Source organism: Bradyrhizobium sp. HKCCYLS1011, from assembly GCF_051167795.1.
Classification (GTDB): domain Bacteria; phylum Pseudomonadota; class Alphaproteobacteria; order Rhizobiales; family Xanthobacteraceae; genus Bradyrhizobium.
This window is the reverse complement of record NZ_JBNPTT010000001.1, coordinates 120247-145762: the sequence shown is the minus strand read 5'-3', so window position 1 is coordinate 145762 and position 25516 is coordinate 120247. Positions and strand designations below refer to the sequence as shown.

The following is a 25516-nucleotide window of genomic DNA, read 5'->3' as shown; positions in this document are numbered from 1 at the left end:
TCGCCAATCAGGCCAGCGCCTTCAGCGCCGCCCTGCCCGCATATTTGGCTTGGGCATCGAGCTCTTCCTCGATGCGCAGCAGCTGATTGTATTTCGCGGTGCGGTCCGAGCGCGCCAACGAGCCAGTCTTGATCTGCCCGCAATTGGTGGCGACCGCGAGATCGGCGATGGTGGAGTCCTCGGTCTCGCCGGAGCGATGCGACATCACGGCGGTGTAGCCGGCCTTGTAGGCCATCTCGACCGCAGCCAGCGTTTCCGTGAGCGTACCGATCTGGTTGACCTTGATCAGGATCGAGTTGGCGCGGCCGGCGCGGATGCCGTCGGCCAGACGGTCCACATTGGTCACGAACAGGTCGTCGCCGACCAGCTGGCATCTGCCACCGACCAGGTCGGTCAGCTCCTTCCAGCCGTCCATGTCGTCTTCCGACATGCCGTCCTCGATCGAGACGATCGGATAGCGGGCTGCGAGATCGGCAAGATATTTTGCCTGCTCCGAACCCGAGCGGATCTTGTTTTCTCCGCCATAGACGTATTTGCCGTCCTTGAAGAATTCGGTCGCGGCGCAATCGAGCGCCAGCATCACGTCTTCGCCCGCGGTGTAGCCGGCCTTGCCGATCGCGCTCATGACGAAATCGAGCGCCGCATCGGCCGACGGCAGGTTCGGCGCGAAGCCGCCCTCGTCGCCGACATTGGTGTTGTGGCCGGCCTTCTTCAACTCGCCGCGCAGCGTGTGGAAGATCTCCGAGCCGCAACGCAGGGCTTCCGCGAAGCTCGGCGCACCGACCGGCATGATCATAAATTCCTGGAAGTCGATCGGATTGTCGGCATGCACGCCGCCATTGAGAATGTTCATCATCGGCACCGGCAGCGTGCGCGCATTGACACCGCCGACGTAGCGGTAGAGCGGCATGTCGTAGGAGATCGCCGCCGCCTTGGCGCAGGCAAGCGAGACGCCAAGGATGGCGTTGGCCCCGAGCCGGCTTTTGTTCGGCGTGCCGTCGAGCTCGATCAGGATCTGGTCGATCTGGACCTGGTCCTGTACCGCCATGTCGCTCAGGGCCTCGTAGATCTCGCCGTTGACGGCCTCGACCGCCTGCTGCACGCCCTTGCCGAGATAGCGGTCCCGGTCGCCATCGCGCAGCTCGACCGCCTCATGGGCGCCGGTCGACGCGCCGGACGGGACGGCGGCACGGCCGACCGAACCATCCTCCAGCACGACGTCGACCTCGACCGTGGGATTGCCGCGGCTGTCGAGAATTTCGCGGCCGATGATGTCGACGATGGCGGTCATGGGTTCCTCGTGTGTTTTTTGGATCAACCGTTCGGCGCCGCTTCTAGCGCAAGGCCGCGGGTGCGAAAAGGCCAAGGAGAGACAAGGGAAGGACAACGCAGAGATTGGAGCAGGCATCCCGTGACGGGATGGCCCCGATTGGCTATGGGAGGGCGGAACGGAGACCCCCATGGCGAAAAAACCGGACAAATCCGAGGCTTCGGCCCCCCTTCAACTGGGACATGCGGTCGCATGGCCGGACAGTCCCGAGGCCGCTCGGCTCGACCGCGTGCCCAATCCGCAGAAGGACACCGACTATCTGACCCGCTTCACGGTGCCGGAATTCACCTCGCTCTGCCCGGTCACGGGCCAGCCCGACTTCGCGCATCTCGTCATCGACTATGCGCCGGGGCCGTGGCTCCTGGAGTCCAAATCGCTCAAGCTCTATATGGCGAGCTTCCGCAACCATGGCGCCTTCCACGAGGATTGCACGGTTGCGATCGGCAAGCGGATCGCGGCCGAGATCAAGCCGAAATGGCTGCGCATCGGCGGCTATTGGTATCCGCGCGGCGGCATCCCGATCGACGTGTTCTGGCAGACCGGCAAGCTGCCCAAGGGGCTGTGGGTGCCCGAGCAGGGCGTCGCGCCCTATCGCGGGCGCGGCTGAACGGGGACCACGAAACGACCTTCAGCCACCGGCTCTACAGACGATGGCCTCTCCTCAAAGCTTCACGCCACCGCGCGCACGCGACTGATGAAATCGTCCACCTCGCCGGTGAGCGCGCTCGATTGATGCGACAGGCTGGCCGCGGCCTTGAGCACATCGTTGGCGGCGCGGCCAGTGTCGCTCGCCGCCCCGCTCACAGCGCTGATGTTCTGGGTGACCGTCGAGGTCGCTTGCGCGGTCTGCTGCACGGTCGAGGCGATCTCGGCGGTTGCCTTGTTCTGCTCCTCGACCGCGGCGGCGATCGTCCGGTTGATGCCGTTGACCTCGTCGATGGTCGAGACGATGCCCTGGATCGCCGCGACCGCTTTCTGCGTCGCGTCCTGGATCTCGGCGATCTGGCCGCTGATCTCCTCGGTCGCCTTCGCGGTCTGGGAAGCCAGGTTTTTCACTTCGCTCGCCACCACGGCAAAGCCCTTGCCGGATTCGCCGGCGCGGGCGGCTTCGATGGTGGCGTTGAGCGCGAGCAGATTGGTCTGGCTCGCGATCGAGGTGATCAGCCCGACCACCTCGCCGATGCGGTCGGCGCCGGTTGCAAGGGCACGCACCGTGGCATCGGTCTGCTTGACCGTCTCCACCGCCTGCTCCGTCGCCCGCGTCGCCTGCGCCACCTGACGGCTGATCTCGCGGATCGACGCGGTGAGTTCCTCGGCCGCGGAGGCGACGGTCTGCACGCCGCCACCGACATGCTGCGCCTGCTCCGAGGCCGAGCCCGCCTGTTGCTGCGCATGCGCGGCTGTCCCCGACATCGACTTGGCCGTGGATTCCAACTGGCCGGAGGCGCTCGACAGCGTCTGCACCATCTGGCCGACCCGGCCCTCGAACTGCCGCACCAGATTCGCCAGCTCGGCCGCTCGCTTCTCTTCCGACGCACGGCCCGCCGCCTGCGCCGCGGAGAGCCGATCGGCGTTGACCATGGCGTCCTTGAACACCTGCAGCGCGGCTGCCATGCGGCCGATCTCGTCGGCGCGCCCGAGGCTCGGAACCTCGGCGCCGAAGTCGTGCCCGGCAAACCGCGCCATGACCTCGGTGATCTCGGTCAGCGGCCGCGTCACACGACGACGTACGATATAGAAGCCGCCGACCATGAGCGCGATCGAGGCCGGCGTCAGCAGGCCGAACAGCACCAATTCCGCACGGGCCTCCGCCAACGCGCTGTGCGCGCGCGTGATCGTCTCGGCCAGCGCGGTTTTCGTTGTGGTCACCAGTTTTTCGGCGACGGCCAATTGGCGGTCGCGGAATTCGACGCCGGCAATGCCGGTCAGTTCACCACGCAAAAGCTTCCCGGCAACGCTGTTGCGTTCTTCGCCTTGCGCGCCGATGACCGATGGCGCCGCCTCGTGGATCGCCTCGAGCAGCGCTGCTGATGCGACCTCGGGCGTCGCCAGTTTGATCACGATGTCCCACGATTGCTGGGCCCGGCCCCGATTGTTTGCGAACTCAAGCCCGTCGGCAGCAGTCCAGGTCCGGCCGCTGACCAGCGCGCTGAACTCCATCAGAATGGTCTGACCCGCGACAGCGCGCACCTGCCACGCGGATTGCTTGATTTGAAGCAGGCGGTCGACCACCGGATCGATCAGGCTCATGGAATTGTCGAGCAACGCTGTCGCATCCTCGACCGCAGCCATATGAGCGTTGCTGGTCTGCAACCAGTTCTCGATCAGCTTGGGATCGCGGGCCGCTTTGTCCTGGCGCAGCCCGGTCGCGATCTGACTGCGCAGAGACACAAGTTGCTGCCAGGTCGCGCGTACCTTCTCGACTTTGTCGCGTAGTCCCGGCGTATCCACACCGGCAAGCGTGTCCTGAGCGGCATTATAGGTCTGTTCTGCCGCCTCGCGCTCCTTGGCAACCGAATTGAGTGCGCTGTCCGGCGCAGCCGTGGGAGACCCGAGGAAGCTGATCACGTCGCCGCGCTCGAGCCGAAAGGCGACCAGCGCGTTGGTCATGTCGCGGCTGGCGATGGCGAGGGAAACGATGCGATTGCTGTCGAAATAACGACTGATCGCCAGCTTCAGGCTGAAGGTGCTCATGACGACGAGCACGATGCCGAGGATGCCGACGACGGCGCCGAGGATGCGCGCCACGGATTGCTGCTTCTGCATTGGATGGCCGATGGGATCCTAGAGGATGGCTGAACGCTGACGGTTCAATTTATGGAACCCAAAGTATGAGGGATCGCTTAAATTGCGTGTATTTCGTTCATTTTCGCGCAATGGGAGTACCGTGGTACCACGCTCTTCGCCGCCTGCAGCTTGGATGCTATCGGCGTCCGATCTGAATCAGGAGATGCGACGATTCGTCAGCGGATCGCATCCGCCGGCGGCCGCGGACGCAACAGCGCGGCGCAGGCAAATCCCAGCGCCACCATGATGCAGGCCGCAACCGAAAGGCTCGGCAGTTTGCCGGCGTAGACGATGCCAAAGCCATAGACGATGGGACCGACCGTCTGGCCCATGAAGAAGAAGAACGAGTGCAGCGACATCGCGGTGGCGCGCGCCTCGATCGACAATTCGCTGGCGAACACCTGCAGGCAGCCGTGGATCATGTAGAAGCCCCAGCCCATCAGCAGCATGCTGGCGAACTGCAGCTTCCAGTCGGGGCCGAAGGCGATCGCGATCAGCTGCAGGCCGACCAGGCTTGCGCCCGCAATCATCATGCCCTTGACGCCGAGCCGCGGTAGAAACTGCGACACTGTGAACGTGTAAAACAGGCCGCCGACCGCAAACCCCGCGATCACGATGCCCGCGATCGACAGCGATTTCTGGCCGAGATCGAACAGGAAGGACGCGATGAACGGAAACAGCCCGAACACGCAGCAGCCTTCGATGAAGACGGCCGAGAAGCAGTAGCGCGTATTGGGATTGGTGAAGATGGTGCGATAACCCTTTTTCAGCGCGGCGAAATCGCTGGTCGGCGCATGGGTCAGGCTGGTTCCGCGAAACCCGGCAAAGACCGCGACCGCAGCGATTAGCCCGAGCGCGCCAAGGGTCGCGAGCACGCCGCGCCAGCCGATGAAATCACCGATGACGCCGGACGCCGTCGCGCCAAGCAGATTGCCGGCCATCGAGCCGGCCAGCGTGCGGCCGATCGCAACCTGGCGTTTGGCAGGCGCGACCAAGTCGCTGGTCAGGCCGAGCGCGACCGGAAACACTCCGCCCGAGGCGATGCCGGCAAGAATGCGGGTCGCGAACAAGGCGGTGAACGAGGTCGCGAGCGCACCGAGGATGCTGGCGACACCTAGCAGCGCCAGACACAACGTCATCAGCCGCGCCTTGCCGAAGAGGTCGGCGGCCGCCCCGATCAAGGGCTGGACCAGCGCATAGATCAGGGCATAGCCGGCGGCGAGCCCTGCGGCGGTCGCGATGCTGATGGCAAAATCGTCGGCGACATGCGGCAGCACCGGATCGAGCGCCCGGGTCGAGAGTGCCGCCGAGAAGCCGGCCAGGGCAATGATGTTGATCGCCGGCGGGAAGCGCTGCTCCGACGGCCGGGCGACAGTCTGATGCATCAGCGCGCGTGTCCCGCGGCCTGTCGCTTGGCCTGTTCCTTGGCAAGCGCGTCGAATGCCATCAGAGTGCGCAACAGGCCTTCGAACTCCGACAGCGGCACCATGTTGGGCCCGTCGGAGGGGGCGTGGTCGGGGTCAGGATGAGTTTCAATGAACACGCCGGCGACGCCGACCGCGACGGCGGCGCGGGCCAGCACCGGCACGAATTCGCGCTCGCCGCCCGATGAGGTGCCCTGCCCGCCCGGCTGCTGCACCGAATGCGTCGCATCGAAGATGACCGGCGCGCCGGTCGTGCGCGCCATGATCGGCAGCGAGCGCATGTCGGAGACCAGCGTGTTGTAGCCGAACGAGGCGCCGCGCTCGGTCACCAGCACGTTGCGATTGCCTGCGCTGGTGATCTTGGCGACCACATTGGCCATGTCCCACGGCGCCAGGAACTGGCCCTTCTTGACGTTGATGACCTTGCCGGTCGCGGCCGCCGCAACCAACAGGTCGGTCTGTCGGCACAGGAACGCCGGGATCTGCAGCACGTCGACGGCCTGCGCAACGTCGGCGCATTGGCTGGCGTCATGGACGTCGGTCAGCACGGGAAGGCCAAGCGATGAGCGGATCTCGGCGAAGATCGGCAGCGATTGTTCGAGCCCCAGGCCGCGCGCGGCCGAGGCCGAGGTGCGGTTGGCCTTGTCGAACGAGGTCTTGTAGATCAGCCCGATCTTCAGCCGCGTCGCGATCTCCTTCAGCGCGGACGCCACCTCCAGCGCGTGCCCACGGCTTTCAAGCTGGCACGGACCCGCAATGACGGCGAGCGGAAGCTCGTTGCCAAAGCTGACGGAGCCTGCAGTGACGATGGCGGCGGCTGGTGGGGTGGCGCTCAAGAGATCATCCTCGTTGCGGGCGACGATGGCGGCGACACGCGAACTGCGCAAGCGCCTGCCGGAATATCAGGGTTGCTCACGACGACATCGCGCCAGTCTTACCGCATCGCCGAAAACGCGGTCGGAGTCAAAAGCTGGCTCACGATATTGGCGACGATCTGGCCGTCCTCTTCGCTTTTCGCACGCGCCGCGAGCCACTCGGGATCGGTCGCAAACGCGGTCCATCGGCTCTCGCGCTCGGCGAGCGACTCCCAGGCCAGGAAATAGGTCAGCTCCTGATTGGATTCACCGATCAGCGTCGTGAAAAAGCCGACCGGGCGGATGCCATGCTTCTCGAACAGCTTCAGCGTCACCGTCTCAAAACGCTTCAGCAGCGCCGGCAGCCGACCGGGGACGCAGTGATAGACGCGGCTTTCGTAGATCATTGGCGGGTCCTCCCGGATTGTTGTGTGGGGGTTATAGCGAGCAGGTTCCAGGCTGTCTTGAAGGATGACAACATGGCACCCCTGCTCGCCATGGCCGGACCATTCCCGCAATGTTGCTGCAATGTAAATGGCCCTAGAACCGGCCGTTCCAGGACCTGGATATCGAGGACATGCGGATCTTGCTGGTGGAAGACGAGGCCGAAATGGCAGCGGCGCTGTCACAGGCGCTGAAGGGCTATGACATGGTGGTCGACCACGTGCCGAGCCTTGTCGAGGCCGAGGAGGCGATCTCCGCCGACGTCCACGGCGCGGTCCTGCTCGACCGCCAGCTTCCCGACGGCGACGGTCTGGCGCTGATCCCGAAACTGCGCGCCAAAGCCGATGGCGTCCCGATCATCGTGCTGACTGCGCGCGGCGATCTTGCCGACCGCATCACTGGCCTCGACAGCGGCGCCGACGACTATCTGGCAAAGCCGTTCGTAGTCGAGGAGCTGATGGCGCGGCTGCGCGCCGTGCTGCGACGTCCCCCCGGCCTGCAGCTCGACATCATCAAGGCCGGCCGCGTCGCGTTCGATTGCAGCCATCGCGAGGCCAGCGTCGACGGCCGCCCACTCGACCTGCCGCGGCGCGAGCTGTTGGTGCTGGAGACGCTGCTGCGGCGCATGGGCCGCACCGTGCTGCGCACGACGCTGGAGGATGCGGTCTACACTTTTGACGACGAGATCCAGTCGAATGCGCTGGATGCGCATGTCTCGCGGCTGCGGCGCAAACTCGCCGACGCCGACGGCGGCGTCGAGATTCACAGCATCCGCGGCGTTGGCTACCTCTTGAAGCAGGTGCCATGAGCGAGACGGCCGATCACTATTGCCTGCGCTCGAAATTGACCTGGCGGCTGGTGATGCTGCAGGCTGCGCTCCTGATCGCCATCATCGCGCTTGTGGTAGGTGCGCTGTGGGCCTGTGGCCTGCCCGTCCTCGAACGCGACGAAGACCGCGTGATGGACGTGGTGCAGCGGTCGCTCGGGCGTGACGGCAACGGCAGACTGGTGCTGCGCCCGACCGCGGAGCTGAAGCAGCTGCGCGAGGAAACGCCCGATCTCTGGTTCTTCGTGCGGGACCGGCAGGGCGAAACGCTCTCCGAAGGCGAGGTGCCGGACGAGTTCACGAAGATCGGCGGCGCGCTCGACCATATCAGCCAGGCGCGGCTCGGCTGGCAGATGTTCGAGGACGATCCACGCAAGCCGCCGGCGCGCATGAAGCGCGTCAACACCGATGTCGGCAACGTTCAGATCATCACCGCCGCGCAAGGGCGTATGTCCGGCGCCAAGGCGCTATTCGCGGCCTCCCTGACCTTCCTCGCCGTCACCGTACCTGGCCTGTTGCTGATGGCCGCCGCGACCTTCGTGGCGACCCCGATGGTGATCAGACGCGCCTTCGCCGGCATCGACACCACCGCAGAGGAAGCGCGCCGGATCGATTTCCGCCAGCACGGCAGCCAGCTGTCGGCGGACAACCTGCCGCTCGAAGTCGCGCCGCTGGTTGCCGCCGTCAACGATGCGCTAAAGCGGCTCGATGACGGCTATTCCCGTCACCAGCGCTTCGTTGCCGATGCTGCGCACGAGTTGCGCACGCCGATCGCGATCCTCAACACGCGGCTGGAATCGCTGCCCGCAGGCCCCGATAAAATCCGGCTGCTCGAAGACTCGGCGCGGCTTGCGACACTGGCCGAGCAACTGCTCGATATTCAGCGCTTCGACCCGTGTCGCAATCCGTTCGTCCGCGTCGATCTCGTCGCGGTGGCGCGGAATGTCGCGGCGGATCTCGCCCCGCTTGCGATCACCGCCGGCTACGAGCTGTCGCTCGATACTGCGTCAGACCGCGCCGAAACGCTCGGCGACCGCGCCGCGCTGGAGCGCGCGCTGACCAATCTGGTGCAGAACGCCATACAGCATGGGGGTCGGCGCGGCACCATCACCATGCATGTCGGCTCTGCCGCGACGATCGACGTCACCGACGAAGGCGACGGCATTCCGCCGAACGAACGCTCGCGGATCTTCGATCCGTTTTACCGCCTGACGCCGCTCGATCGCGGCGCCGGCCTCGGCCTCAACATGGTGCGCGAGATCGCAAGGCTGCACGGCGGTCACGTCTCTGTGCTCGACGGGCCGAAGGGCGGCGCCTGCTTCCGCCTGACGCTGCCGCCGGCACCCTTCGTGGCGTGACGCGCGCATTGCGCAATGCTGACGCAATGCGGCCCCCGCAAAGAAGAGAGCACGCTTCGCAATCGAGTCGAAGCGCGATGATACCTTGCTGGGAATGCCAATGTCACACGACTTCCTCTCCTTCTTCACGGCGTGGATGGCGGCGCCGCGCCGCGTCGGCGCCATCGCGCCTTCTGGCACAGCGCTCGCCGAACTGATCACACGGGATATCACCGCCGACACCGGCCCAATTCTGGAGCTAGGTCCGGGAACGGGCGCCTTCACCTACCGACTGCTGAAGCGCGGCGTGCGCCAGCAGGATCTCACTTTGATCGAGTACGGCTCCGATTTCATGCGGCTGCTGCAGCTCCGCTTTCCCGGCGCGCGCGTGCTGTGGATGGATGCAGCGCGATTGGGCTCGGAGCAGCTCTACCAGGGCGCGCCCGTCGGCGCCGTGATCAGCGGATTGCCGCTGCTCAACATGTCGCCGCGCAAGGTCATCTCGATCGTCAGCGGCGCGTTCAGCTATATCCGTCCCGGCGGCACGTTCTATCAATTCACCTACGGTATGCGCTGCCCGGTGCCGCGACCGATCCTCGACCGGCTCGGCCTGCGTGCCACGCTGGTCGATCGCGCGCTCCTCAACGTGCCGCCGGCCGCGGTCTACCGGCTGACGCGACGGCCGCAGTACAAGCTGTTAACGCGCGACACCGCGCCGGCGGCTGATACGGGCGTTTCTCCTGTCGCGAAGGAGCACCGCGCCAGCCAAGACTGTGCCACGCCCGCGTGATCAGCCGCGGTCGGAACAGTCGGTGAGCCGGCTCAGACCAGCCGCGACTGCACCATCGCGGCCTGGATGAAGGACGCAAACAGCGGATGCGGTTCGAACGGCCGCGACTTCAGCTCCGGATGGAACTGGACGCCGATGAACCAGGGGTGGTCCTCATATTCGACGATCTCCGGCAGCACGCCGTCGGGCGAAAGGCCGGAGAATTTCAGGCCGTGCTGTTCGAGCCGGTCCTTGTAGGCGGTGTTGACCTCGTAGCGGTGGCGGTGGCGCTCGGAAATCTCGGTGGCGCCACCATAGACCTCCGACACGCGGCTGCCGCGCTTGAGCACCGCAGGATAAGCGCCGAGCCGCATGGTGCCGCCGAGATCGCCGCTCTTGGAGCGCTTCTCGAGCTCGTTGCCGCGCAGCCATTCGGTCATCAGCCCCACCAGCGGCTCCGGCGTCGGGCCGAATTCGGTGGAGTTCGCTTCCGCGATCCCGACCAGATTCCGCGCCGCCTCGATCACCGCCATCTGCATGCCGAAGCAGATCCCAAAATACGGCACGTCGCGTTCGCGGGCGAACTGCGCCGCGCGGATCTTGCCCTCGGCGCCGCGCTGGCCGAAGCCGCCGGGCACCAGGATGCCGTTGACATGCTCCAGGAACGGCGCGGGATCCTCGTTCTCGAACACCTCGCTCTCGATCCAGTCGAGATTGACGCGGACCTTGTTGGCGACGCCGCCATGCGACAGCGCCTCGATCAAGGACTTATAGGCGTCCTTCATCCCGGTATATTTGCCGACGATCGCGATGGTCACGTCGCCTTCCGGATTGCGGATGCGCTCGTTGATCGTGTGCCAGCTGGCCAGCGCCGGCGGAATCTTGGGCGCGATGCCGAAGGCCGCCAACACCTCGTCGTCGAGGCCGGCGGCATGATAGGCCTCCGGCACCGCGTAGATGTTGTCGACGTCGCGCGCCTCGATCACGGCACTTTCGCGCACGTTGCAGAACAGGCCGAGCTTGCGCCGCTCCTCTTTCGGAATCTCGCGGTCGGTGCGGCACAACAGGATATCCGGCTGGATGCCGATCGAGCGCAATTCCTTCACCGAATGCTGGGTCGGCTTGGTCTTCAGCTCGCCCGCGCTGGGAATGTAGGGCAACAGCGTCAGATGGATGTAGATCGCGTGGTCGCGCGGCAGGTCGTTCTTGAGCTGGCGGATCGCCTCGAAGAATGGCAGCCCTTCGATGTCGCCGACCGTGCCGCCAATTTCGACCAGAACGAAATCGTAATCGTCATTGCCGGAGACGACGAACTCCTTGATGGCGTTGGTGACGTGCGGGACCACCTGAATGGTCGCGCCCAGATAATCGCCGCGCCGCTCCTTGGTCAGGATGTCCTGATAGATGCGGCCCGTGGTGATGTTGTCCTGCTTGGTCGCCGGACGCCCGGTGAAACGCTCGTAATGGCCGAGATCGAGATCGGTCTCGGCGCCGTCGTCAGTCACGAACACCTCGCCGTGCTGATACGGCGACATCGTGCCGGGATCGAGATTGAGATAGGGGTCGAGCTTGCGAAGGCGGACTTTGTAGCCTCGAGCCTGCAGCAACGCGCCAAGCGCCGCTGATGCCAAACCCTTGCCGAGCGAGGAGACCACGCCGCCGGTGATGAAGATGTACCGCGCCATGGGACCTTACCTTTAATGCCGCTGACGCGATTCGCCAAAACGAATCGCACGAGGCCCGCAAGTTGCCCGCGGGCCTGTGGGTTACAGGAAAACTGAATTTATATCAGTCGGTTACGCAGCGATTCGGATCCGGAAAGCCAGCCGCTCCCCGCATGGCCGCCCCGCATTATTGTGATTGCGGCGCCTGCGGCCCGGCCGGCGCCTGCTTCTGCTGGGCTTCGTCAGCCTTCTTCAACTGGTCCAACAGGCCACCGCCGTTCGGCGCCACCGGGGTTGCGCCGCCGGCCGGCTGCGACTGGCCGGGCACGTTGTTCAGGATCGAAGCTGGCTTGCGGTCCAGGCTCGCGAGCCAGGACAGCAGCAGGCTGGTGACGAAGAACCCCACCGCCAGCACCGCCGTGGTCCGCGTCAGCAGGTTCGCGGTGCCACGGCTCGACATGAATCCGGCGCCGCCACCCATGCCGAGGCCCCCGCCTTCGGATTTCTGCAGCAGCACCGCGCCGATCAGGACGGCAACGATCATGAGGTGGATGACGATAATCACAGTCTGCATAGTGACCTTCAGTCGCAGCCCCGACTTGCGACCCGGCCGGTGGCCGCGATCGAAGGGCGTTGCGGGTTCTTCGGAAATTTGCGCGGTGTTACACGATCGAAACCGGCATTTCCACCCCCGCAGATAATCGCGCCGGAAGTGGACACAAGCTCGATTGCTCCCTCCCGTACGACTTGCGCAAGGATTTCCATTCGTCTATTAAAATAGACAAATGGATCATCTTATAGACGATTTTGGCCAGCGACTCGCGCACCGCTTGCGCTTCGAGCGCGAGCGCCGCGGGTGGTCGCTCGCCGACGTCGCCGGCCATTCCGGAGTCTCGAAAGCCACCATCAGCAAGATCGAGCGTGCCGAGGTGAGCCCCACCGCAACCGTATTGGTCCGCCTCGCCAGCGCCTTCGACCTGACGCTGGCCGGACTCATGTTACGCGCCGAGCACCATGGCGAACGGGTTTCGAGGGCCGACCAACAGCCGGTCTGGCAGGATCCCGAAAGCGGCTATGTCCGGAAGCAGGTCTTCAGCCGCCCCGACCATCCCGTCGAGCTGGTCACTGTCGAAATGCCGGCGCATCAGAGCGTGACGCTACCCGCCTCGTCCTACGCCCACATCCGTCAGCTGCTCTGGGTCCAGAGCGGGCATCTCGTGATCACCGAGGGCGCCGAGCGCCATGAGCTCGGTCCAGGCGATTGTCTCGGCTTCGGCCTGCCGGCCGAAACGATCTTCGCCAACGAGACGGATTCACCCTGTGTTTATGTCGTCGCGCTTGCACGGAGCTAGGCCATGCCGCCGATCAAGATCGAGCCGTTGACGGATACGTCCGGAATTCGCGCGGCCTTGAGCGAGATTCTGGTCGAAGCCGTCGCGAACGGTGGCAATGTCAGCTTCATGCACCCGCTGCCGTCCGAGACGGCTGCTCAATTCTGGCAGAACTCGCTGACGGCAGCGAGCCGCGGCGAACGAATCGTCCTCGGCGCCTTCGATGGCGAGAATCTGATCGGAACGGTGACCCTGCTGCTCGCGCTACCGCCGAACCAGCCGCACCGCGCTGAGATCGCCAAGATGTTGGTACGCCTCAGCCACCGCCGCCGCGGCGTCGCATCCGCACTCATGGGTGCGGCCGAAGCGGTCGCCCAAGCGCATGGGCGCACGCTGCTGGTGCTTGATACCGCGGTCGACGACGGTGCCTCGGACCTCTACGAGAGGCTCGGCTTTCAGCTCACGGGCATCATCCCGGATTACGCGGTCAAGCCGCATGGCGGCCTGACCGGCACCAAGATCTATTGGAAGAAAATCGCCGCGGCGGCTTAGACAGCCTTCGCGATCGCCAGGAAATCGGCCGCTTTCAGGCTGGCCCCGCCGACCAGCGCACCGTTGACATTGGCCACCGCCAGCAGCTCGGCGGCGTTCGATGGCTTTACCGAACCGCCGTAGAGGATGCGCATGCGCGCACCTTCGGCGCTAAAGCGTTCGGTCAGCAGGTTGCGGATAAAGCCATGAATCTGCTCGACATCTCCTGCAGTCGGCGTCAACCCGGTGCCGATCGCCCAGACCGGCTCATAGGCCACGACCAGATTGTCCGCCCGGGACCCATCGGGCAGCGACAGGTTGAGCTGGCCGCGCAGGATCGCCAGGGTCTCGCCGGTATCGCGCTGGTGCTGGGTCTCACCGATGCAGGCGATCGCGGTCAACCCTGCCCGCCAGACCGCCTCGACCTTCTGGTGGACAATGACGTCGCTCTCGCCGTGATCGGCCCGCCGCTCGGAATGGCCGACGATGATGGCCTTGGCGCCGGCGTCCGCCAGCATTTCGGCCGAAATGTCACCGGTGTGGGCGCCGGAAGCCACAGGGTGGCAATCCTGTGCGCCGACCGCGAGCGCCGCGCTCGCGCGCGCTCTGTCGGCGAAGCTGGCCAGCAGGGTCGCGGGCGGACAGACCAGGAGATCGGCTTTGGCCGCAACGTCAGGCGCGCCCGCCAGCATGGCCTCGAATTCCGCCATCGAGGCTTTCAGGCCGTTCATTTTCCAGTTGCCGGCGATCAACGGCCGGATGCGATCGGTCATGAGAAGATTCCAGCGGACGTTGTGACTTGGAGGTGACTTTTGGAAGCGACTTACTTTTGGAAGTGACTTGGAGCAATGATCCGGATGCGCTAGCAGAGCGCAACCACGAACACCAGAGAGGACGCGTCCCGCCCCGCTTCATTCTGCCCCAGAGCCGGGCGTGGCAGGTTGCGACCGGGCGATGCCCTCTTTATAAGCGATTTCAACTCGGTGACGGGCTTTTACGGAAACTCCTTTAAGACCCGTCGTTTCCTTCCTGCAGACAGATTGGACCCATGCTTCGAGGATTACGCAAGGCCTCATCAAACTGGCTCGGCAAGACCATCATGGCGGTGGTCATGGGCGTTTTGATCGTCAGCTTCGGCATCTGGGGCATTGCCGACATTTTCCGCGGCTTCGGGCAATCGACGGTTGCGACGATCGGCCATACGGAGATCTCGATCAACGAGTTCCGGCAGATCTATACGGACCGGCTGCAGCAGATCGGCCGCCAGTTCGGCCGTCCGCTGACGATGGATCAGGCGCGCGCCTTCGGCTTCGACCGCAGCGTGCTGCAGCAGATGCTGGCCGAAGCCGCCATGGACGAGGAGGCGCGCCGGCTCGGCCTCGGCCAATCCGACGCCGAGACCATGCGGGTGATCTTCGACGATCCGACCTTCAAGGGCCCCAACGGCGCCTTCGATCCGCAGCGCTTCCAGGCCATCATCCGCAATGCCGGCTTCACCGAGCAGCGTTATCTGGCCGATCAGCGGCGGGTGTCGCTCCGCCACCAGATCGCGGGCACGATCTCGTCCGGGCTCGAGACGCCGAACACGATGGTCGATGCCCTGAGCCGGTTTCAGAACGAGCAGCGCTCGCTCGAATATATCAAGCTTGATCAGGCGCAGGCCGGCACCATCGACCCGCCCTCGCCCGAGGCGCTGGGATCCTATTTCGACGAGCACAAGGCTCAGTTCCGCGCGCCCGAATATCGCAAGATCTCCTTCGTGCTGGTCACGCCGGAAGAAATCGGCAAATGGACCGACGTCTCGGACGAGGATGCCAAGAAGGTCTTCGAGCAGCGCCGTGCGCAGATGGGGACGCCGGAGAAGCGCCAGGTCCAGCAGATGACCTTCCCGACCATGGAGGAGGCGCAGGCCGCGCGCGCCCGCATTGCCTCCGGCGAGGTCAACTTCGACGAGCTCGCCAAGGAGCGGAATCTCAATCCCGCGGACCTCGATCTCGGCCTGGTCACGAAATCGGCCATTCTCGATCCTGCCGTTGCCGACGCCGCCTTCTCGCTGCCGACGGGCGAGATCAGCGAGCCGATCAAGGGCGCATTCAATGTGGCTTTGGTGAAGGTCAGCGCCATTCAACCTGGCGAGCAGCCGACCTACGAGAGTGTCGCTGCCGAGATCAAGAAGGAGATCGCGGCGGAGCGCGCCCGCTCGCAGGTCGCGACCCTGCGCGACAAGATGGAGGACGAACGTGGTGGCGGCGCCAGTGTTGCCGAGGCCGCGAAGAAACTCGGTCTGATGCCGGTGACGATCGACGCCGTCGATCGTGCCGGTCGCCAGCCCAACGGCCAGCCCGCCCCCGGCATTCCGCTCGGGCTCGATGTGGTCGCTCAGTCCTTCAATAGCGATGTCGGCGTCGACAACGAGCCGATCTCGTTCCGTGGCGGCTATGTCTGGTATGAAGTGCTCGGCATCACCCCGCCTCGCGACCGCACCCTCGACGAGGTCAAGGACCAGGTCGAAGCGCGCTGGCGCGACGACGAGGTGGCAGCCAGGCTGCGGGCCAAGGCGGCCGATCTGGTCAAGAAGCTCAACGAGGGCGGCAAGCTTGCCGATGAGGCGGCTGCGCTCGGCGTGAAGGTCGAGACCGCCAGCAATTTCAAGCGTGACGCCTCGCTGCCGGGCGTGCCGGCGGGCGCGATCGCAGCAGCGTTCCGGACGCCCAAGGACAGCGCCGGACAGACCGAAGGCAACGGCGGCAGCCAGTGGATCGTGTTCCGTGTCACCGATGTCACCGTGCCTCCAGTCGACCTCGCGTCGAGCGACGTCAAGAAGCTGAAGGACACGCTGCAGCGGGCCCTGAACGAAGAGCAGACGACGGCCTACGTCGCCAAGCTCGAGAAGGATATCGGCACCAGCATCAACGAGGCCGCCGTCGCCCAGGTGGTCGGCGGCAACACCCAGTAACGGACGTCTGAAGGCACGCGATGGACGATCTCAAGTCGATCATTGGCAAGGTCGCCACCGGCGCAACTTTGTCCCGCGACGAAGCGGCTGCCGCCTTCGACAGCATGATGTCGGGCGAAGCCACCCCATCGCAGATGGGCGCTCTGTTGATGGCGCTGCGGGTGCGCGGCGAGACTGTCGACGAGATCACCGGTGCGGTCAGCGTGATGCGAGCCAAGATGCTGCGGGTCGACGCGCCCGCCAACGCGGTCGACATCGTCGGCACCGGCGGTGACGGCTCGGGATCGGTCAATGTCTCGACCTGCGCCTCCTTCATCGTCGCAGGCGCCGGCATTCCCGTGGCCAAGCACGGCAATCGCGCGCTGTCGTCCCGTTCGGGCGCGGCCGACGTGCTGGCCTCGCTCGGTGTCAAGATCGATCTGAGGCCCGACCAGGTCAGCCGCTGCGTCCGCGAGGCCGGCATCGGCTTCATGTTCGCCCCGGCCCATCACCCGGCGATGAAGAACGTCGGCCCCACCCGCGTGGAGCTCGCCACCCGCACCATCTTCAACCTGCTCGGTCCGTTGTCCAATCCTGCCGGCGTCAAGCGGCAGATGGTCGGTGTGTTCTCCCGACAGTGGGTCGAACCACTGGCGCAGGTGTTGAAGAACCTGGGTTCGGAAGCCGCCTGGGTGGTGCATGGTTCTGATGGCCTGGACGAGATCACGCTGACCGGCCCGACCTTCGTGGCGGCGCTGGAACACGGCAAGATCCGCACCTTCGAGGTCTCGCCCGAGGAGGCCGAACTTGAGCACTGCGGCGGCGAGGCCCTGAAGGGCGGCGACGCGGCGGCCAATGCGGTCGCCTTGCAAAGCGTGCTGGACGGCATGCCGAGCCCCTACCGCGATGTCGCCCTTTTGAATGCCGCGGCGGCGCTGGTCGTCACTGGCCGTGCTAAGACGCTGAAGGACGGCGTCGCCATCGGCAAGGAGTCACTCGATAGCGGCGCCGCAGCGGCACGGCTGAAGCAGCTGATCGCCGTCTCCAATAGCTAGACCAAGCCCGACCGCAAGGCGCGACATGTCCGATATCCTGGCCAAGATCGAGGCCTATAAGCGTGAGGAGATTGCGGCTGCCAAGCGGGCACACCCGTTGTCGCAGCTCGAAGCCCTTGCTCGCAGCGCCACGCCGCCGCGCGGCTTTGTCCAGGCCATCCGCAACAAGCACGCGGCCGGCGACTACGGCTTGATCGCCGAGGTGAAGAAGGCCTCGCCGTCCAAGGGGCTGATCCGTGCCGATTTCGATCCCCCGGCTCTCGCTAAGGCCTATGAGGCCGGCGGCGCCGCCTGTCTTTCGGTGCTGACCGACTCGCCCTCGTTCCAGGGCCATCTCGATTTCATGGTCGCGGCGCGCGCGGCGACATTGCTGCCGGTCTTGCGCAAGGATTTCATGTTCGACACCTACCAGGTGGTCGAAGCCCGCGCCCATGGTGCCGATTGCATCCTGATCATCATGGCTGCGCTCGATGATGGCGCAGCTGTCGACATCGAGGCCGCCGCGCTCGCCCATGGCATGGACGTGCTGATCGAGATCCACGACCAGGCTGAACTTGATCGCGCGCTTAAGCTCCGTTCGCCGATGATCGGCATCAACAATCGGAATCTGCGGACCTTCGAGACCAGCCTGGCGACCTCGGAGACGCTGGCGCCGCTGGTGCCAAGGGAACGGCTACTGGTCGGTGAAAGCGGTATCTTCACACCGGCCGATCTCGCGCGTCTCGAACGCGTCAACATCCAGACCTTTCTCGTCGGCGAGAGCCTGATGCGGCAAGCTGATGTGACCGCAGCTACGCGCGCGCTGCTCGCGCGTGGCGAGCGCTCCGCCAGCGCCGCCGGTTAGGCGCCATGGCCGACGATCCCCTCGACAGCCCCGCCCTCACCCATATCGACCAGCGCGGCGAAGCGCGCATGGTCGATGTGTCCGAGAAACCGGCGACTGAGCGCATCGCGGTCGCCGAGGGCCGCGTCGTGATGAAGCGCACGACGCTTGAGCTGATCATGTCAGGCAACGCCAAGAAGGGCGATGTACTCGGCACGGCGCGGATTGCCGGCATCATGGCCGCGAAACGGACCTCGGACCTGATCCCGCTCTGCCACCCGCTGGCGCTCTCGAAGGTCACGGTCGAGATCACCCCGAATCCTGAACTGCCCGGCTGCATCGTCCAGGCCACCGTCAAGGTCACCGGGCCGACCGGGGTGGAGATGGAAGCGCTGACCGCTGCGTCGGTCGCCTGCCTCACCATCTACGACATGATCAAGGCCGTCGAACGCGGCGTCCGGATCGAGGGCATCCACCTGGTCGAAAAGATCGGCGGCAAGTCGGGCCACTATCGCGCTTAGCTCTCTACGCGCACGCACCGCGCTTCAAGTTAACCGGTCGCTAACTGAACTTCCTAACCTGACCTCCATGGCAAGATGTAACCGTGGGTGGGAAGGGAGCGTTCCTGGACAATCTATCCGGGAACCGCGCGGAAACGTTCAGGACAATGGCGAGCGATATCAGTTCAACCACAGCGCTGAAAGCTTCGACGGCCCGCGGGGGTCCGATCCTTTGGCTCATCTTGGGTGGATTGATGCTGATCGCGGCCATCGCGATCGGTACCACGATCATGGCCGACAGTTTCCGCGAGCGCGCCTTGAACAGCACCACACGTGAGCTGCAGAACACGGTGCTTCTGCTCGCACGCCATTTCGACCAGCAGCTCGATGATCTCAGTGCGCTCCAGCGCGACCTCGGCACCTACGTCCGAGACAATCAGCTGACCACGCGCACTCTCTTCCAGGAGCGAATGGGAAGCGCCGAAGTTCAGGCGATGCTCGTGGCCAAGGTCGGAGCCCTGTCCTATGTCGGCAGCGTGAACATCTTCGACGCCGACGGCAACCTGATCAACTCCACCGCCTCTTGGCCCGCGCCGCACGTCAACGCCGCGGACCGCGCCTACTTTACCCGCTTCCGCACCGATCCGAGCTCGCCGCAGATCCTGATCGAACCCGTCGTGAGCCGCGTGACCGGCGTGGTCACAACCGTCTTCGCGCTGAAGCTGACGGGAGCCAACGGCGAGCTTCTCGGCGTGATCGCGCGAGGGCTCGAGCCGATCAATGTCGAACGCTTCTTCGCGTCCGTCGCCCTTGGCCCGGAAGCGTCGATCTCGATGATGCATCGCGACGGCACCCTGCTCGCACGCTATCCCCGCCATAACGGGATGGTGGGCCAAAACTATCGCGATGCGCCAATCTTCCGCCAGATCCTTGCTGGCGACGGCAACACGACGGGGATCTTTCACAGTCCCGTCGACGGCGTGCACAGGGTTGGCGCCGCGCACCGCTTGTCGAGCTATCCGTTGATCGTGACAGCGACGACGACGGTTTCGGCGGCACTTGCGGATTGGCGCGAGCAGATGCGCTATCTGATCGCGATGGGAACGATCTCGGTCCTGCTCATCGCAGCCATGCTTTTCATCGTGGTGCGAAGGCTCATGCGCGACCACGAGGCGTCGCAGCAGCGCCTGACCCTGGAGAAATTGCGGCTCGACAAAGCCGTCAACAACATGACGCAGGGACTTTTGATGTTCGATGCCAGCGAGCGTCTGGTCATCTGCAATCAGCGCTACATCGACATGTATGGTCTCTCGCGCGATATCGTGAAACCGGGATGTCGCTTCTCCGATCTCATCGCGCATCGCAAGGCCGTCGGCTCTCTGGCCGGCGACGAGACGGCCTATGCTGCGTCCGTGCTGCGCGACATCGGACGCACGAAGATCAAGATCATCGAAACGCCAGACGGACGGTCTATCCAGATCGTCGACGAGCCGCTCGCCGACGGCGGCTGGCTTTCGACCCATGAGGACATCACCGAGCGGCGGCGCGCCGAGCAGCAGATCACGCATCTCGCCCATTACGACGCGCTGACCGATCTGCCCAATCGTGCGCTGTTCCATGAACGGCTCAAGCAAGAGCTCGCCGCGCTCGCCCCCGGTCAGCGCCTGGCACTGCACTACATCGACATCGACGAATTCAAGGGCGTTAATGACTCGCTCGGCCATCTGATCGGCGACGAATTGCTGAAATCGGTTGCCGCGAGCCTCGACCGGGCGGTCGGCGCGGCCGGCTTCGTCGCTCGCCTCGGGGGCGACGAGTTTGCCATCGTGCAGACCGCCATCTCGGTTCCCGACGACATCGTTCGGCTGGTGGGAACGGTGCTCGACACCATTCGCGCGCCGCGCGACTGCCTGGGCCATCAGCTGACGGCGGATGCCTCGATCGGCGTGGCGCTGGTTCCCGAGCACGGCACCGCACTCGACGAGGTTTTGAAGAACGCCGATCTGGCGATGTATGCGGCGAAGGCCGCCGGCCGCCGCACCTTTCGTTTCTTCCAACCCGACATGGATGCGCAGGTCAAGGCCCGGCATCAGCTCGAGGTGGATCTGCGCCAGGCGATCGCCGACGGCGCACTGGAGGTCTTCTACCAGCCCTGCCTCAGCCTCAAGGACGACCGGATCTCCGGCTGCGAGGCCCTGGTGCGGTGGAGACACCCGGAGCGCGGCATGATTTCGCCGGCCGAATTCATTCCGATCGCCGAGGACACCGGACTGATCAACCAGATCGGCGAATGGGTGCTCGATGTCGCTTGCGCCGAGGCCGCGACCTGGCCCGACGACATCAAGCTCGCGGTCAACGTCTCGCCGGTGCAGTTCAAGAGCGGCACGCTGGCGCTGAAAATCGCCGGCGCGCTTGCAGCCTCCGGCCTGCCGCCGCAGCGGCTGGAACTCGAGATTACCGAGGCGGTGCTGATCCGCGACGACGAGATGGCGCTGTCGATCCTGCATCAATTGCGCGCACTCGGGGTGCGGATCGCGCTCGACGATTTCGGCACCGGCTATTCGTCGCTGAGCTATCTGCAGCGGTTCCCGTTCGACAAGATCAAGATCGATCGCTGCTTCGTCAACGACATCACGAACTCCCCGGGATCGGCCAGCATCGTGCAGGCGGTCGTCAATATCGCTGCCGTCCGGGCGATGACGACGACGGCAGAAGGGGTCGAGACCGAAGCGCAGCGGCAGGCGCTGCGTGCGCTCGGCTGTTCGGAGATGCAGGGCTACCTGTTCAGTGCGGCCAAGCCTGCGGCTGAACTGCGCAAACTGTTTGCCGCCTATCGCCCCGCCCGGCCCCAGAGCCGGCGCAGGCGCGCGGCCGAGCGGTGACTGTTGGGCCTGACTCCGCCGAATGGAACAATCTCTAAATACCTCTACAATTTGAACCGACTATGCAGGAAAAGTTCAAACCTTAACCTGCAACTCCGTCCGCGCCCCGCTTGCGGTTGCACGGGAAACCGGAAAATATCAGAAATAGTCAGATACCAGTCTGGCTATCAACGCCGTACACGTTGGTCGAAACCGCGACGGGACGGCCTCAATGGCCGTCCCGTCGGGTCTGAAGGCAAACCGCGAAAGCCTCAGTTCGGCACCGCGTTCTTGGCGCGAACATCGGCATTGACGGTGACGCCGCGCAGCTGGTTGAAGGCTGCCTGCAGCGCCTTGTCGTCCTTCTCCTCCGGCGGCACGTAGGACTGCGACCCCGTCTGCTCGGCGCCGTCGGCCGACAGATGGCCCCGCATCGACGCCTCGCCCTTGACGTCGGTGCGATCCTTCAGGTCATCAGGCACATCCTGCTTCACCTCGATATCGGGTGCGATGCCCTGGGCCTGGATCGAGCGCCCTGACGGCGTGTAGTAACGCGCCGTGGTCAGCGCCAGCGCGCCGTTGCCGGCGCCGAGCGGAATGATGGTCTGCACCGAGCCCTTGCCGAACGATCGCGTGCCGATCAGGGTCGCCCGCTTGTGATCGTGCAGCGCGCCCGCGACGATCTCGGAGGCCGATGCCGAGCCGCCATTGATCAGGACGATCAGCGGCTTGCCCTTGATCAGATCGCCGCCATGCGCAGTGAAGCGCTGGGTCTCCTCCGGATTGCGCCCACGGGTCGAAACCACTTCCCCCCGCGGCAGGAAGGTGCTCGACACCGACACTGCCTGGTCCAGCAGGCCACCCGGATTATTGCGGAGGTCGACCACATAGCCGGCGAGCTTGTCCTGCGGAATCTCCTTGGAGATGTTCAGGATCGCCTTGCGCAGGCCGTCGGTGGTCTGCTCGTTGAACGAGGTGACGCGGATATAGCCGATATCGCCGCCCTCGGTGTGATAGCGCACCGGCCGCACGCGAATGACCTCGCGGGTGATCGCGATATCGAGCGGCGCGTCCTTGCCCTTGCGGATGATGGTGAGCTTGGTCTTGGTGTCGGCGGCGCCCTTCATCTTCGCAACCGCCTGCTCCAAGGTCAGGCCCTGCACCGCTTCGCCGTCGATCTTGGCAATGAGGTCGCCGGACAGAATGCCGGCCTTGGCGGCGGGCGTATCGTCGATCGGCGCCACGACCTTGACCAGGCCGTCCTCCATCGTCACCTCGATGCCGAGCCCGCCGAACTCGCCGGAGGTGGTTTCCTGCATCTCGCGCCAGGACTTGTCGTTCATATAGCGCGAATGGGGATCGAGCGAAGTCACCATGCCGTTGATGGCGCCTTCGATCAGGGCCTCGTCACTTGGCTTTTCGACATAGTCGGCGCGGACGCGCTCAAACACGGCGCCGAACAGATTGAGCTGCGAATAGGTGTCACCCACCCCCGCGGCTGCCCGGGCGCGGGCCACCAGGTGCTCGCCCTCAGGGCCGGTCACAAGCAAGGTGAGGCAGACGCCGGTCAGCGACCCTGCCAGGAACAACCAGTTTTTGCGCATGTGCTTTTTGCTTCCCGAGCTTGTTGGGTGCCCCGATGGATGAGATACGCGGCCACAGAACTCACCGCCAGCCTGATCGAAAGTCTAAGCTCACAACAGATTTCTGGTTTCTTCAAGGCTCGTTTCAGCGCGACCGAAAGGCCCTGCCGCTCGATTTGCGGCCAAACGGCCCCGCAACCGCGAAATTCGGCAGTGGCCGGGCCACCGCCAAACACGGCTGATTCGACAGCCTTTTTCGACGCTGCTCCCACGATCGGCAGCATTTATCAAGAATTCCGCGACCCGGAGCAATCACATCTGCCTGACCTGCCGGGATTGCCGGTCGATTCGACCTTTCCTCACCCCTTCCTCTACCGTTCCCTGACCTGACGCGATTGGGGATGGCGCTGACAGCCCGGACGGGATAGGCGGTGAACAACAATGATGCGGTCAGGGAGGACGAGCGATGAACGAACAAACCCCGGTCAAGCCCGGATGGAGAAACGTCGAGCTCGGTGCCAGCGACGAGCCGTTCCAGAACCTTCACGAGTTCATCCCCAAGGCCCGCGCCCGGCTCAACCAGAACGCCTGGGACTACATCGTCGGCGGCTCCGAGACCGAGACCACGCTGCGGCGTAACCGCATGGCGCTCGACGAGATCGCGTTCCGGCCGCGCGTGCTCCGCGACGTGGCGCGGGTCAACGCCGCGGTCGAGCTGTTCGGGCGCAGCCTGCGCCTCCCGGTGATGCTGGCACCGGTCGGCGCGCTCGAGATCTTCGATGCTGAGGGGGCCGCGAGTGTGGCCCGCGGAACCGGCCGCTACGGCGCGGCTCATATGCTGAGCTCGGTCTCGGAGCCGGGACTGGAGAAGGTTGCAGAGGCCGCACCCGATGCGCTGCGCATCTTCCAGCTCTACGTGCGCGGCGACGATGCCTTTGTCGAGGACTATGTCAGCCGCGCCATCGCCAGCCGCTACACCGCGTTCTGTCTCACGGTCGACACCGCCCATTACAGCCGGCGCGAACGCGACATCGCCAAGCGTTACGTCCGCGAGAGCCGGCTGCGCTCCACCGGCGGCGAGCATCAGAAGGCGCTGAGCTGGCGCACCGTGAAGCTGATCAAGGACAAGTTCAAAATCCCGCTGATCATCAAGGGCATCGCGACCGCCGAGGACGCGGTGATCGCGCTCGATCATGGCGTCGACGGGATCTATGTGTCCAATCACGGCGGCCGTCAGCTCGATCATGGCCGCGGCGCCATGCACGTGCTGCCCGAAGTGGTGCAGGCGGTGAAGGGCCGCGCGAAGATCATCGTCGACGGCGGCTTCTGCCGTGGCAGCGACATCGTCAAGGCGCTCGCCTCCGGCGCCGATCTGGTCGGCATCGGACGCCTGCAATGCTGGGCGCTGGCCGCCGCCGGCGAGGCCGGGATCGAACGGATGCTGGAACTCCTCGAAGACGAGGTGATCCGCACCCTCGGCCTGCTCGGCGTCACCTCCTTTGCCGAGCTCGATGGCTCGTATCTGCATCCGGCGACCGCAACCAACGCGCCGGGCGTGTTCAGCGCCTTTCCGCTGGTCGATATCGAGCCGTACCGCTATTAGGGCTGTCGCCGAACGAACCGGACGACCGAGCGCTTGACAGCCCCCATCATGCCCCTGCCCCATCTCTCCGCCGGCAGCGCCGATGCGCTGCTGTTCGATCTCGGCCGCGTCCTGATCGACATCGATTTCTCCAAGGCGGTCGCCTGCTGGGCCGGCCACGCCGGCTGCACAGCGGATGAGATCGCCGCGCGCTTCGTGCATGACGAGACCTATCACCATCACGAGCGCGGACACGTCAGTGACGCCGACTTCTTTGCGAACCTGCGCAGCCTGCTCGGCATATCCATCACCGACGCACAGTTCCTCGAAGGCTGGAACGCGATCTTCGTCGGCGAGGTCCCGGGCATCGCGCCGCTGCTCGCGCGCGCCGCCGAAAAGCTGCCGCTTTACGTGTTCTCCAACACCAACCGGCCGCATGTCGAACATTTCTCGCCGCGCTATGCCGAGCTCCTGAGCCATTTTCGCGAGATCTTCTTGTCGTCATCGATCGGCCTGCGCAAACCGGATGCGGCAGCGTTCGACCATGTGGTCCAGGCGATCGGCGTGCCGGCTGGGCGCATCGTATTTTTCGACGATCTCGCCGAGAACATCGAAGGTGCGCGGGCGCGCGGACTACAGGCCGTGCAGGTGCGATCGTCGGCTGACGTCGCCGCGGCGCTCGATGCGCTGGGGATTTAGCTTCGGTTTTATTTAGTAGTTCATCGGCACTGCCGGCCTCGCTGTCGTCCCTGCGAACGCAGGGACCCACAACCACAGAGCGCAGCGGTCGGATGAGAGGCTCGACCCAGCGCCGCTCGAAACTAACGGCGGCGGCCATGGGTCCCGGCGCAAGGCCGGGACGACACCGAGCGTGTTGCGC

Annotated in this window: 23 protein-coding genes; 14 read left to right on the top strand and 9 right to left on the bottom strand. The window is 65.0% G+C overall.

The features are described 5' to 3' along the window. Positions 1-7: 7 nt before the first annotated feature. Positions 8-1291, bottom strand: a complete 1284-nt coding sequence (eno, locus tag ACQR1W_RS00670; protein ID WP_434849029.1) for a phosphopyruvate hydratase — start codon at positions 1289-1291, stop codon at positions 8-10. Positions 1292-1460: 169 nt separating this feature from the next. Between eno and queF the strand changes: the two genes are divergently transcribed. Continuing rightward, positions 1461-1937: a preQ(1) synthase gene (gene queF, locus ACQR1W_RS00665; RefSeq protein ID WP_434849028.1), complete on the top strand. Its 477-nt coding sequence runs from the start codon at positions 1461-1463 to the stop codon at positions 1935-1937. A gap of 62 nt (positions 1938-1999) precedes the next feature. On the opposite strand, the gene ACQR1W_RS00660 is transcribed toward queF, so the two are convergent. The 4 genes from ACQR1W_RS00660 to ACQR1W_RS00645 form a co-directional block, all read right to left on the bottom strand. Then, complete coding sequence (locus ACQR1W_RS00660) at positions 2000-4096, bottom strand: methyl-accepting chemotaxis protein (RefSeq protein WP_434849027.1); 2097 nt, start codon at positions 4094-4096, stop codon at positions 2000-2002. A 197-nt stretch (positions 4097-4293) separates the two neighbouring features. Further along, positions 4294-5502, bottom strand: a complete 1209-nt coding sequence (locus tag ACQR1W_RS00655) for an MFS transporter (RefSeq protein WP_434849026.1) — start codon at positions 5500-5502, stop codon at positions 4294-4296. Continuing rightward, positions 5502-6377, bottom strand: coding sequence for a 3-deoxy-8-phosphooctulonate synthase (gene kdsA, locus ACQR1W_RS00650; RefSeq protein ID WP_434849693.1), 876 nt, complete (start codon positions 6375-6377; stop codon positions 5502-5504). The genes ACQR1W_RS00655 and kdsA overlap by 1 nt, the downstream gene beginning before the upstream one ends. A 98-nt stretch (positions 6378-6475) precedes the next feature. Next, a complete protein-coding gene (locus tag ACQR1W_RS00645) occupies positions 6476-6802 on the bottom strand; it encodes an NIPSNAP family protein (protein WP_434849025.1) in 327 nt (108 codons plus the stop codon). A gap of 170 nt (positions 6803-6972) precedes the next feature. Between ACQR1W_RS00645 and ACQR1W_RS00640 the strand changes: the two genes are divergently transcribed. From ACQR1W_RS00640 to ACQR1W_RS00630, 3 genes are all read left to right on the top strand, one after another. Further along, positions 6973-7647: a response regulator transcription factor gene (locus ACQR1W_RS00640; RefSeq protein ID WP_434849024.1), complete on the top strand. Its 675-nt coding sequence runs from the start codon at positions 6973-6975 to the stop codon at positions 7645-7647. Continuing rightward, a complete protein-coding gene (locus ACQR1W_RS00635) occupies positions 7644-9023 on the top strand; it encodes a sensor histidine kinase (RefSeq protein WP_434849023.1) in 1380 nt (459 codons plus the stop codon). The genes ACQR1W_RS00640 and ACQR1W_RS00635 overlap by 4 nt, the downstream gene beginning before the upstream one ends. Before the next feature lie 100 nt (positions 9024-9123). After that, positions 9124-9792: a class I SAM-dependent methyltransferase gene (locus tag ACQR1W_RS00630; RefSeq protein ID WP_434849022.1), complete on the top strand. Its 669-nt coding sequence runs from the start codon at positions 9124-9126 to the stop codon at positions 9790-9792. A gap of 32 nt (positions 9793-9824) precedes the next feature. On the opposite strand, the gene ACQR1W_RS00625 is transcribed toward ACQR1W_RS00630, so the two are convergent. Both ACQR1W_RS00625 and secG read right to left on the bottom strand, forming a co-directional pair. Continuing rightward, the gene (locus ACQR1W_RS00625; RefSeq protein WP_434849021.1) at positions 9825-11456 is read right to left on the bottom strand and encodes a CTP synthase; all 1632 of its coding nucleotides are present in this window, start codon (positions 11454-11456) and stop codon (positions 9825-9827) included. A gap of 166 nt (positions 11457-11622) precedes the next feature. Beyond that, on the bottom strand, positions 11623-12009 hold the full coding sequence (gene secG, locus ACQR1W_RS00620; protein ID WP_008969587.1) for a preprotein translocase subunit SecG: 387 nt from the start codon (positions 12007-12009) through the stop codon (positions 11623-11625). 211 nt (positions 12010-12220) lie between these two features. Here secG and ACQR1W_RS00615 point away from each other — a divergent pair, with 211 nt between their 5' ends. Continuing rightward, entirely contained in the window at positions 12221-12787 is a 567-nt protein-coding gene (locus ACQR1W_RS00615) for a helix-turn-helix domain-containing protein (protein WP_434849020.1), read from the top strand. 3 nt (positions 12788-12790) lie between these two features. Further along, positions 12791-13318 carry a GNAT family N-acetyltransferase gene (locus tag ACQR1W_RS00610; protein ID WP_434849019.1) on the top strand — a complete coding sequence of 176 codons (528 nt, stop codon included), beginning with the start codon at positions 12791-12793 and terminating at the stop codon, positions 13316-13318. Here ACQR1W_RS00610 and tpiA read toward each other — a convergent pair. Beyond that, positions 13315-14070, bottom strand: a complete 756-nt coding sequence (gene tpiA, locus ACQR1W_RS00605) for a triose-phosphate isomerase (protein WP_434849018.1) — start codon at positions 14068-14070, stop codon at positions 13315-13317. The two genes, ACQR1W_RS00610 and tpiA, sit on opposite strands and share 4 nt — an antisense overlap. 275 nt (positions 14071-14345) lie before the next feature. On the opposite strand from tpiA, the gene ACQR1W_RS00600 reads away from it, so the two are divergent. The 5 genes from ACQR1W_RS00600 to ACQR1W_RS00580 all read left to right on the top strand — a co-directional run bounded on the left by ACQR1W_RS00600 (position 14346) and on the right by ACQR1W_RS00580 (position 21492). Further along, on the top strand, positions 14346-16253 hold the full coding sequence (locus tag ACQR1W_RS00600; RefSeq protein ID WP_434849017.1) for a SurA N-terminal domain-containing protein: 1908 nt from the start codon (positions 14346-14348) through the stop codon (positions 16251-16253). 20 nt (positions 16254-16273) lie between these two features. Further along, positions 16274-17287, top strand: coding sequence for an anthranilate phosphoribosyltransferase (trpD, locus tag ACQR1W_RS00595; RefSeq protein ID WP_434849016.1), 1014 nt, complete (start codon positions 16274-16276; stop codon positions 17285-17287). A 25-nt stretch (positions 17288-17312) separates the two neighbouring features. Further along, positions 17313-18131 (top strand): indole-3-glycerol phosphate synthase TrpC, encoded by an 819-nt coding sequence (gene trpC / locus ACQR1W_RS00590; RefSeq protein WP_434849015.1) that lies wholly within the window; start codon positions 17313-17315, stop codon positions 18129-18131. 5 nt (positions 18132-18136) lie between these two features. Continuing rightward, the gene (gene moaC, locus ACQR1W_RS00585) at positions 18137-18631 is read left to right on the top strand and encodes a cyclic pyranopterin monophosphate synthase MoaC (RefSeq protein ID WP_434849014.1); all 495 of its coding nucleotides are present in this window, start codon (positions 18137-18139) and stop codon (positions 18629-18631) included. Positions 18632-18777: 146 nt separating this feature from the next. After that, complete coding sequence (locus ACQR1W_RS00580; protein ID WP_434849013.1) at positions 18778-21492, top strand: bifunctional diguanylate cyclase/phosphodiesterase; 2715 nt, start codon at positions 18778-18780, stop codon at positions 21490-21492. A gap of 251 nt (positions 21493-21743) precedes the next feature. Here ACQR1W_RS00580 and ACQR1W_RS00575 read toward each other — a convergent pair whose 3' ends face one another. Next, the gene (locus tag ACQR1W_RS00575; RefSeq protein WP_434849012.1) at positions 21744-23075 is read right to left on the bottom strand and encodes a S41 family peptidase; all 1332 of its coding nucleotides are present in this window, start codon (positions 23073-23075) and stop codon (positions 21744-21746) included. Positions 23076-23114: 39 nt separating this feature from the next. Between ACQR1W_RS00575 and ACQR1W_RS00570 the strand changes: the two genes are divergently transcribed. From ACQR1W_RS00570 to ACQR1W_RS00560, 3 genes are all read left to right on the top strand, one after another. Continuing rightward, positions 23115-23444, top strand: a complete 330-nt coding sequence (locus tag ACQR1W_RS00570; RefSeq protein WP_434849011.1) for a hypothetical protein — start codon at positions 23115-23117, stop codon at positions 23442-23444. Between the two features lie 76 nt (positions 23445-23520). Then, positions 23521-24657: an alpha-hydroxy acid oxidase gene (locus tag ACQR1W_RS00565; RefSeq protein ID WP_434849010.1), complete on the top strand. Its 1137-nt coding sequence runs from the start codon at positions 23521-23523 to the stop codon at positions 24655-24657. Between the two features lie 48 nt (positions 24658-24705). Further along, entirely contained in the window at positions 24706-25335 is a 630-nt protein-coding gene (locus tag ACQR1W_RS00560; RefSeq protein ID WP_434849009.1) for an HAD-IA family hydrolase, read from the top strand. Positions 25336-25516: the final 181 nt, after the last annotated feature.

Coding starts and splice junctions, on each gene's coding strand:
- eno (WP_434849029.1), bottom strand. CDS start 1,291: ATGACCGCCATCGTCGACATCATCGGCCGCGAAATTCTCGACAGCCGC.
- queF (WP_434849028.1), top strand. CDS start 1,461: ATGGCGAAAAAACCGGACAAATCCGAGGCTTCGGCCCCCCTTCAACTG.
- ACQR1W_RS00660 (WP_434849027.1), bottom strand. CDS start 4,096: ATGCAGAAGCAGCAATCCGTGGCGCGCATCCTCGGCGCCGTCGTCGGC.
- ACQR1W_RS00655 (WP_434849026.1), bottom strand. CDS start 5,502: ATGCATCAGACTGTCGCCCGGCCGTCGGAGCAGCGCTTCCCGCCGGCG.
- ACQR1W_RS00645 (WP_434849025.1), bottom strand. CDS start 6,802: ATGATCTACGAAAGCCGCGTCTATCACTGCGTCCCCGGTCGGCTGCCG.
- ACQR1W_RS00640 (WP_434849024.1), top strand. CDS start 6,973: ATGCGGATCTTGCTGGTGGAAGACGAGGCCGAAATGGCAGCGGCGCTG.
- ACQR1W_RS00635 (WP_434849023.1), top strand. CDS start 7,644: ATGAGCGAGACGGCCGATCACTATTGCCTGCGCTCGAAATTGACCTGG.
- ACQR1W_RS00630 (WP_434849022.1), top strand. CDS start 9,124: ATGTCACACGACTTCCTCTCCTTCTTCACGGCGTGGATGGCGGCGCCG.
- ACQR1W_RS00625 (WP_434849021.1), bottom strand. CDS start 11,456: ATGGCGCGGTACATCTTCATCACCGGCGGCGTGGTCTCCTCGCTCGGC.
- secG (WP_008969587.1), bottom strand. CDS start 12,009: ATGCAGACTGTGATTATCGTCATCCACCTCATGATCGTTGCCGTCCTG.
- ACQR1W_RS00615 (WP_434849020.1), top strand. CDS start 12,221: ATGGATCATCTTATAGACGATTTTGGCCAGCGACTCGCGCACCGCTTG.
- ACQR1W_RS00610 (WP_434849019.1), top strand. CDS start 12,791: ATGCCGCCGATCAAGATCGAGCCGTTGACGGATACGTCCGGAATTCGC.
- tpiA (WP_434849018.1), bottom strand. CDS start 14,070: ATGACCGATCGCATCCGGCCGTTGATCGCCGGCAACTGGAAAATGAAC.
- ACQR1W_RS00600 (WP_434849017.1), top strand. CDS start 14,346: ATGCTTCGAGGATTACGCAAGGCCTCATCAAACTGGCTCGGCAAGACC.
- trpD (WP_434849016.1), top strand. CDS start 16,274: ATGGACGATCTCAAGTCGATCATTGGCAAGGTCGCCACCGGCGCAACT.
- trpC (WP_434849015.1), top strand. CDS start 17,313: ATGTCCGATATCCTGGCCAAGATCGAGGCCTATAAGCGTGAGGAGATT.
- moaC (WP_434849014.1), top strand. CDS start 18,137: ATGGCCGACGATCCCCTCGACAGCCCCGCCCTCACCCATATCGACCAG.
- ACQR1W_RS00580 (WP_434849013.1), top strand. CDS start 18,778: ATGGCGAGCGATATCAGTTCAACCACAGCGCTGAAAGCTTCGACGGCC.
- ACQR1W_RS00575 (WP_434849012.1), bottom strand. CDS start 23,075: ATGCGCAAAAACTGGTTGTTCCTGGCAGGGTCGCTGACCGGCGTCTGC.
- ACQR1W_RS00570 (WP_434849011.1), top strand. CDS start 23,115: ATGAGATACGCGGCCACAGAACTCACCGCCAGCCTGATCGAAAGTCTA.
- ACQR1W_RS00565 (WP_434849010.1), top strand. CDS start 23,521: ATGAACGAACAAACCCCGGTCAAGCCCGGATGGAGAAACGTCGAGCTC.
- ACQR1W_RS00560 (WP_434849009.1), top strand. CDS start 24,706: ATGCCCCTGCCCCATCTCTCCGCCGGCAGCGCCGATGCGCTGCTGTTC.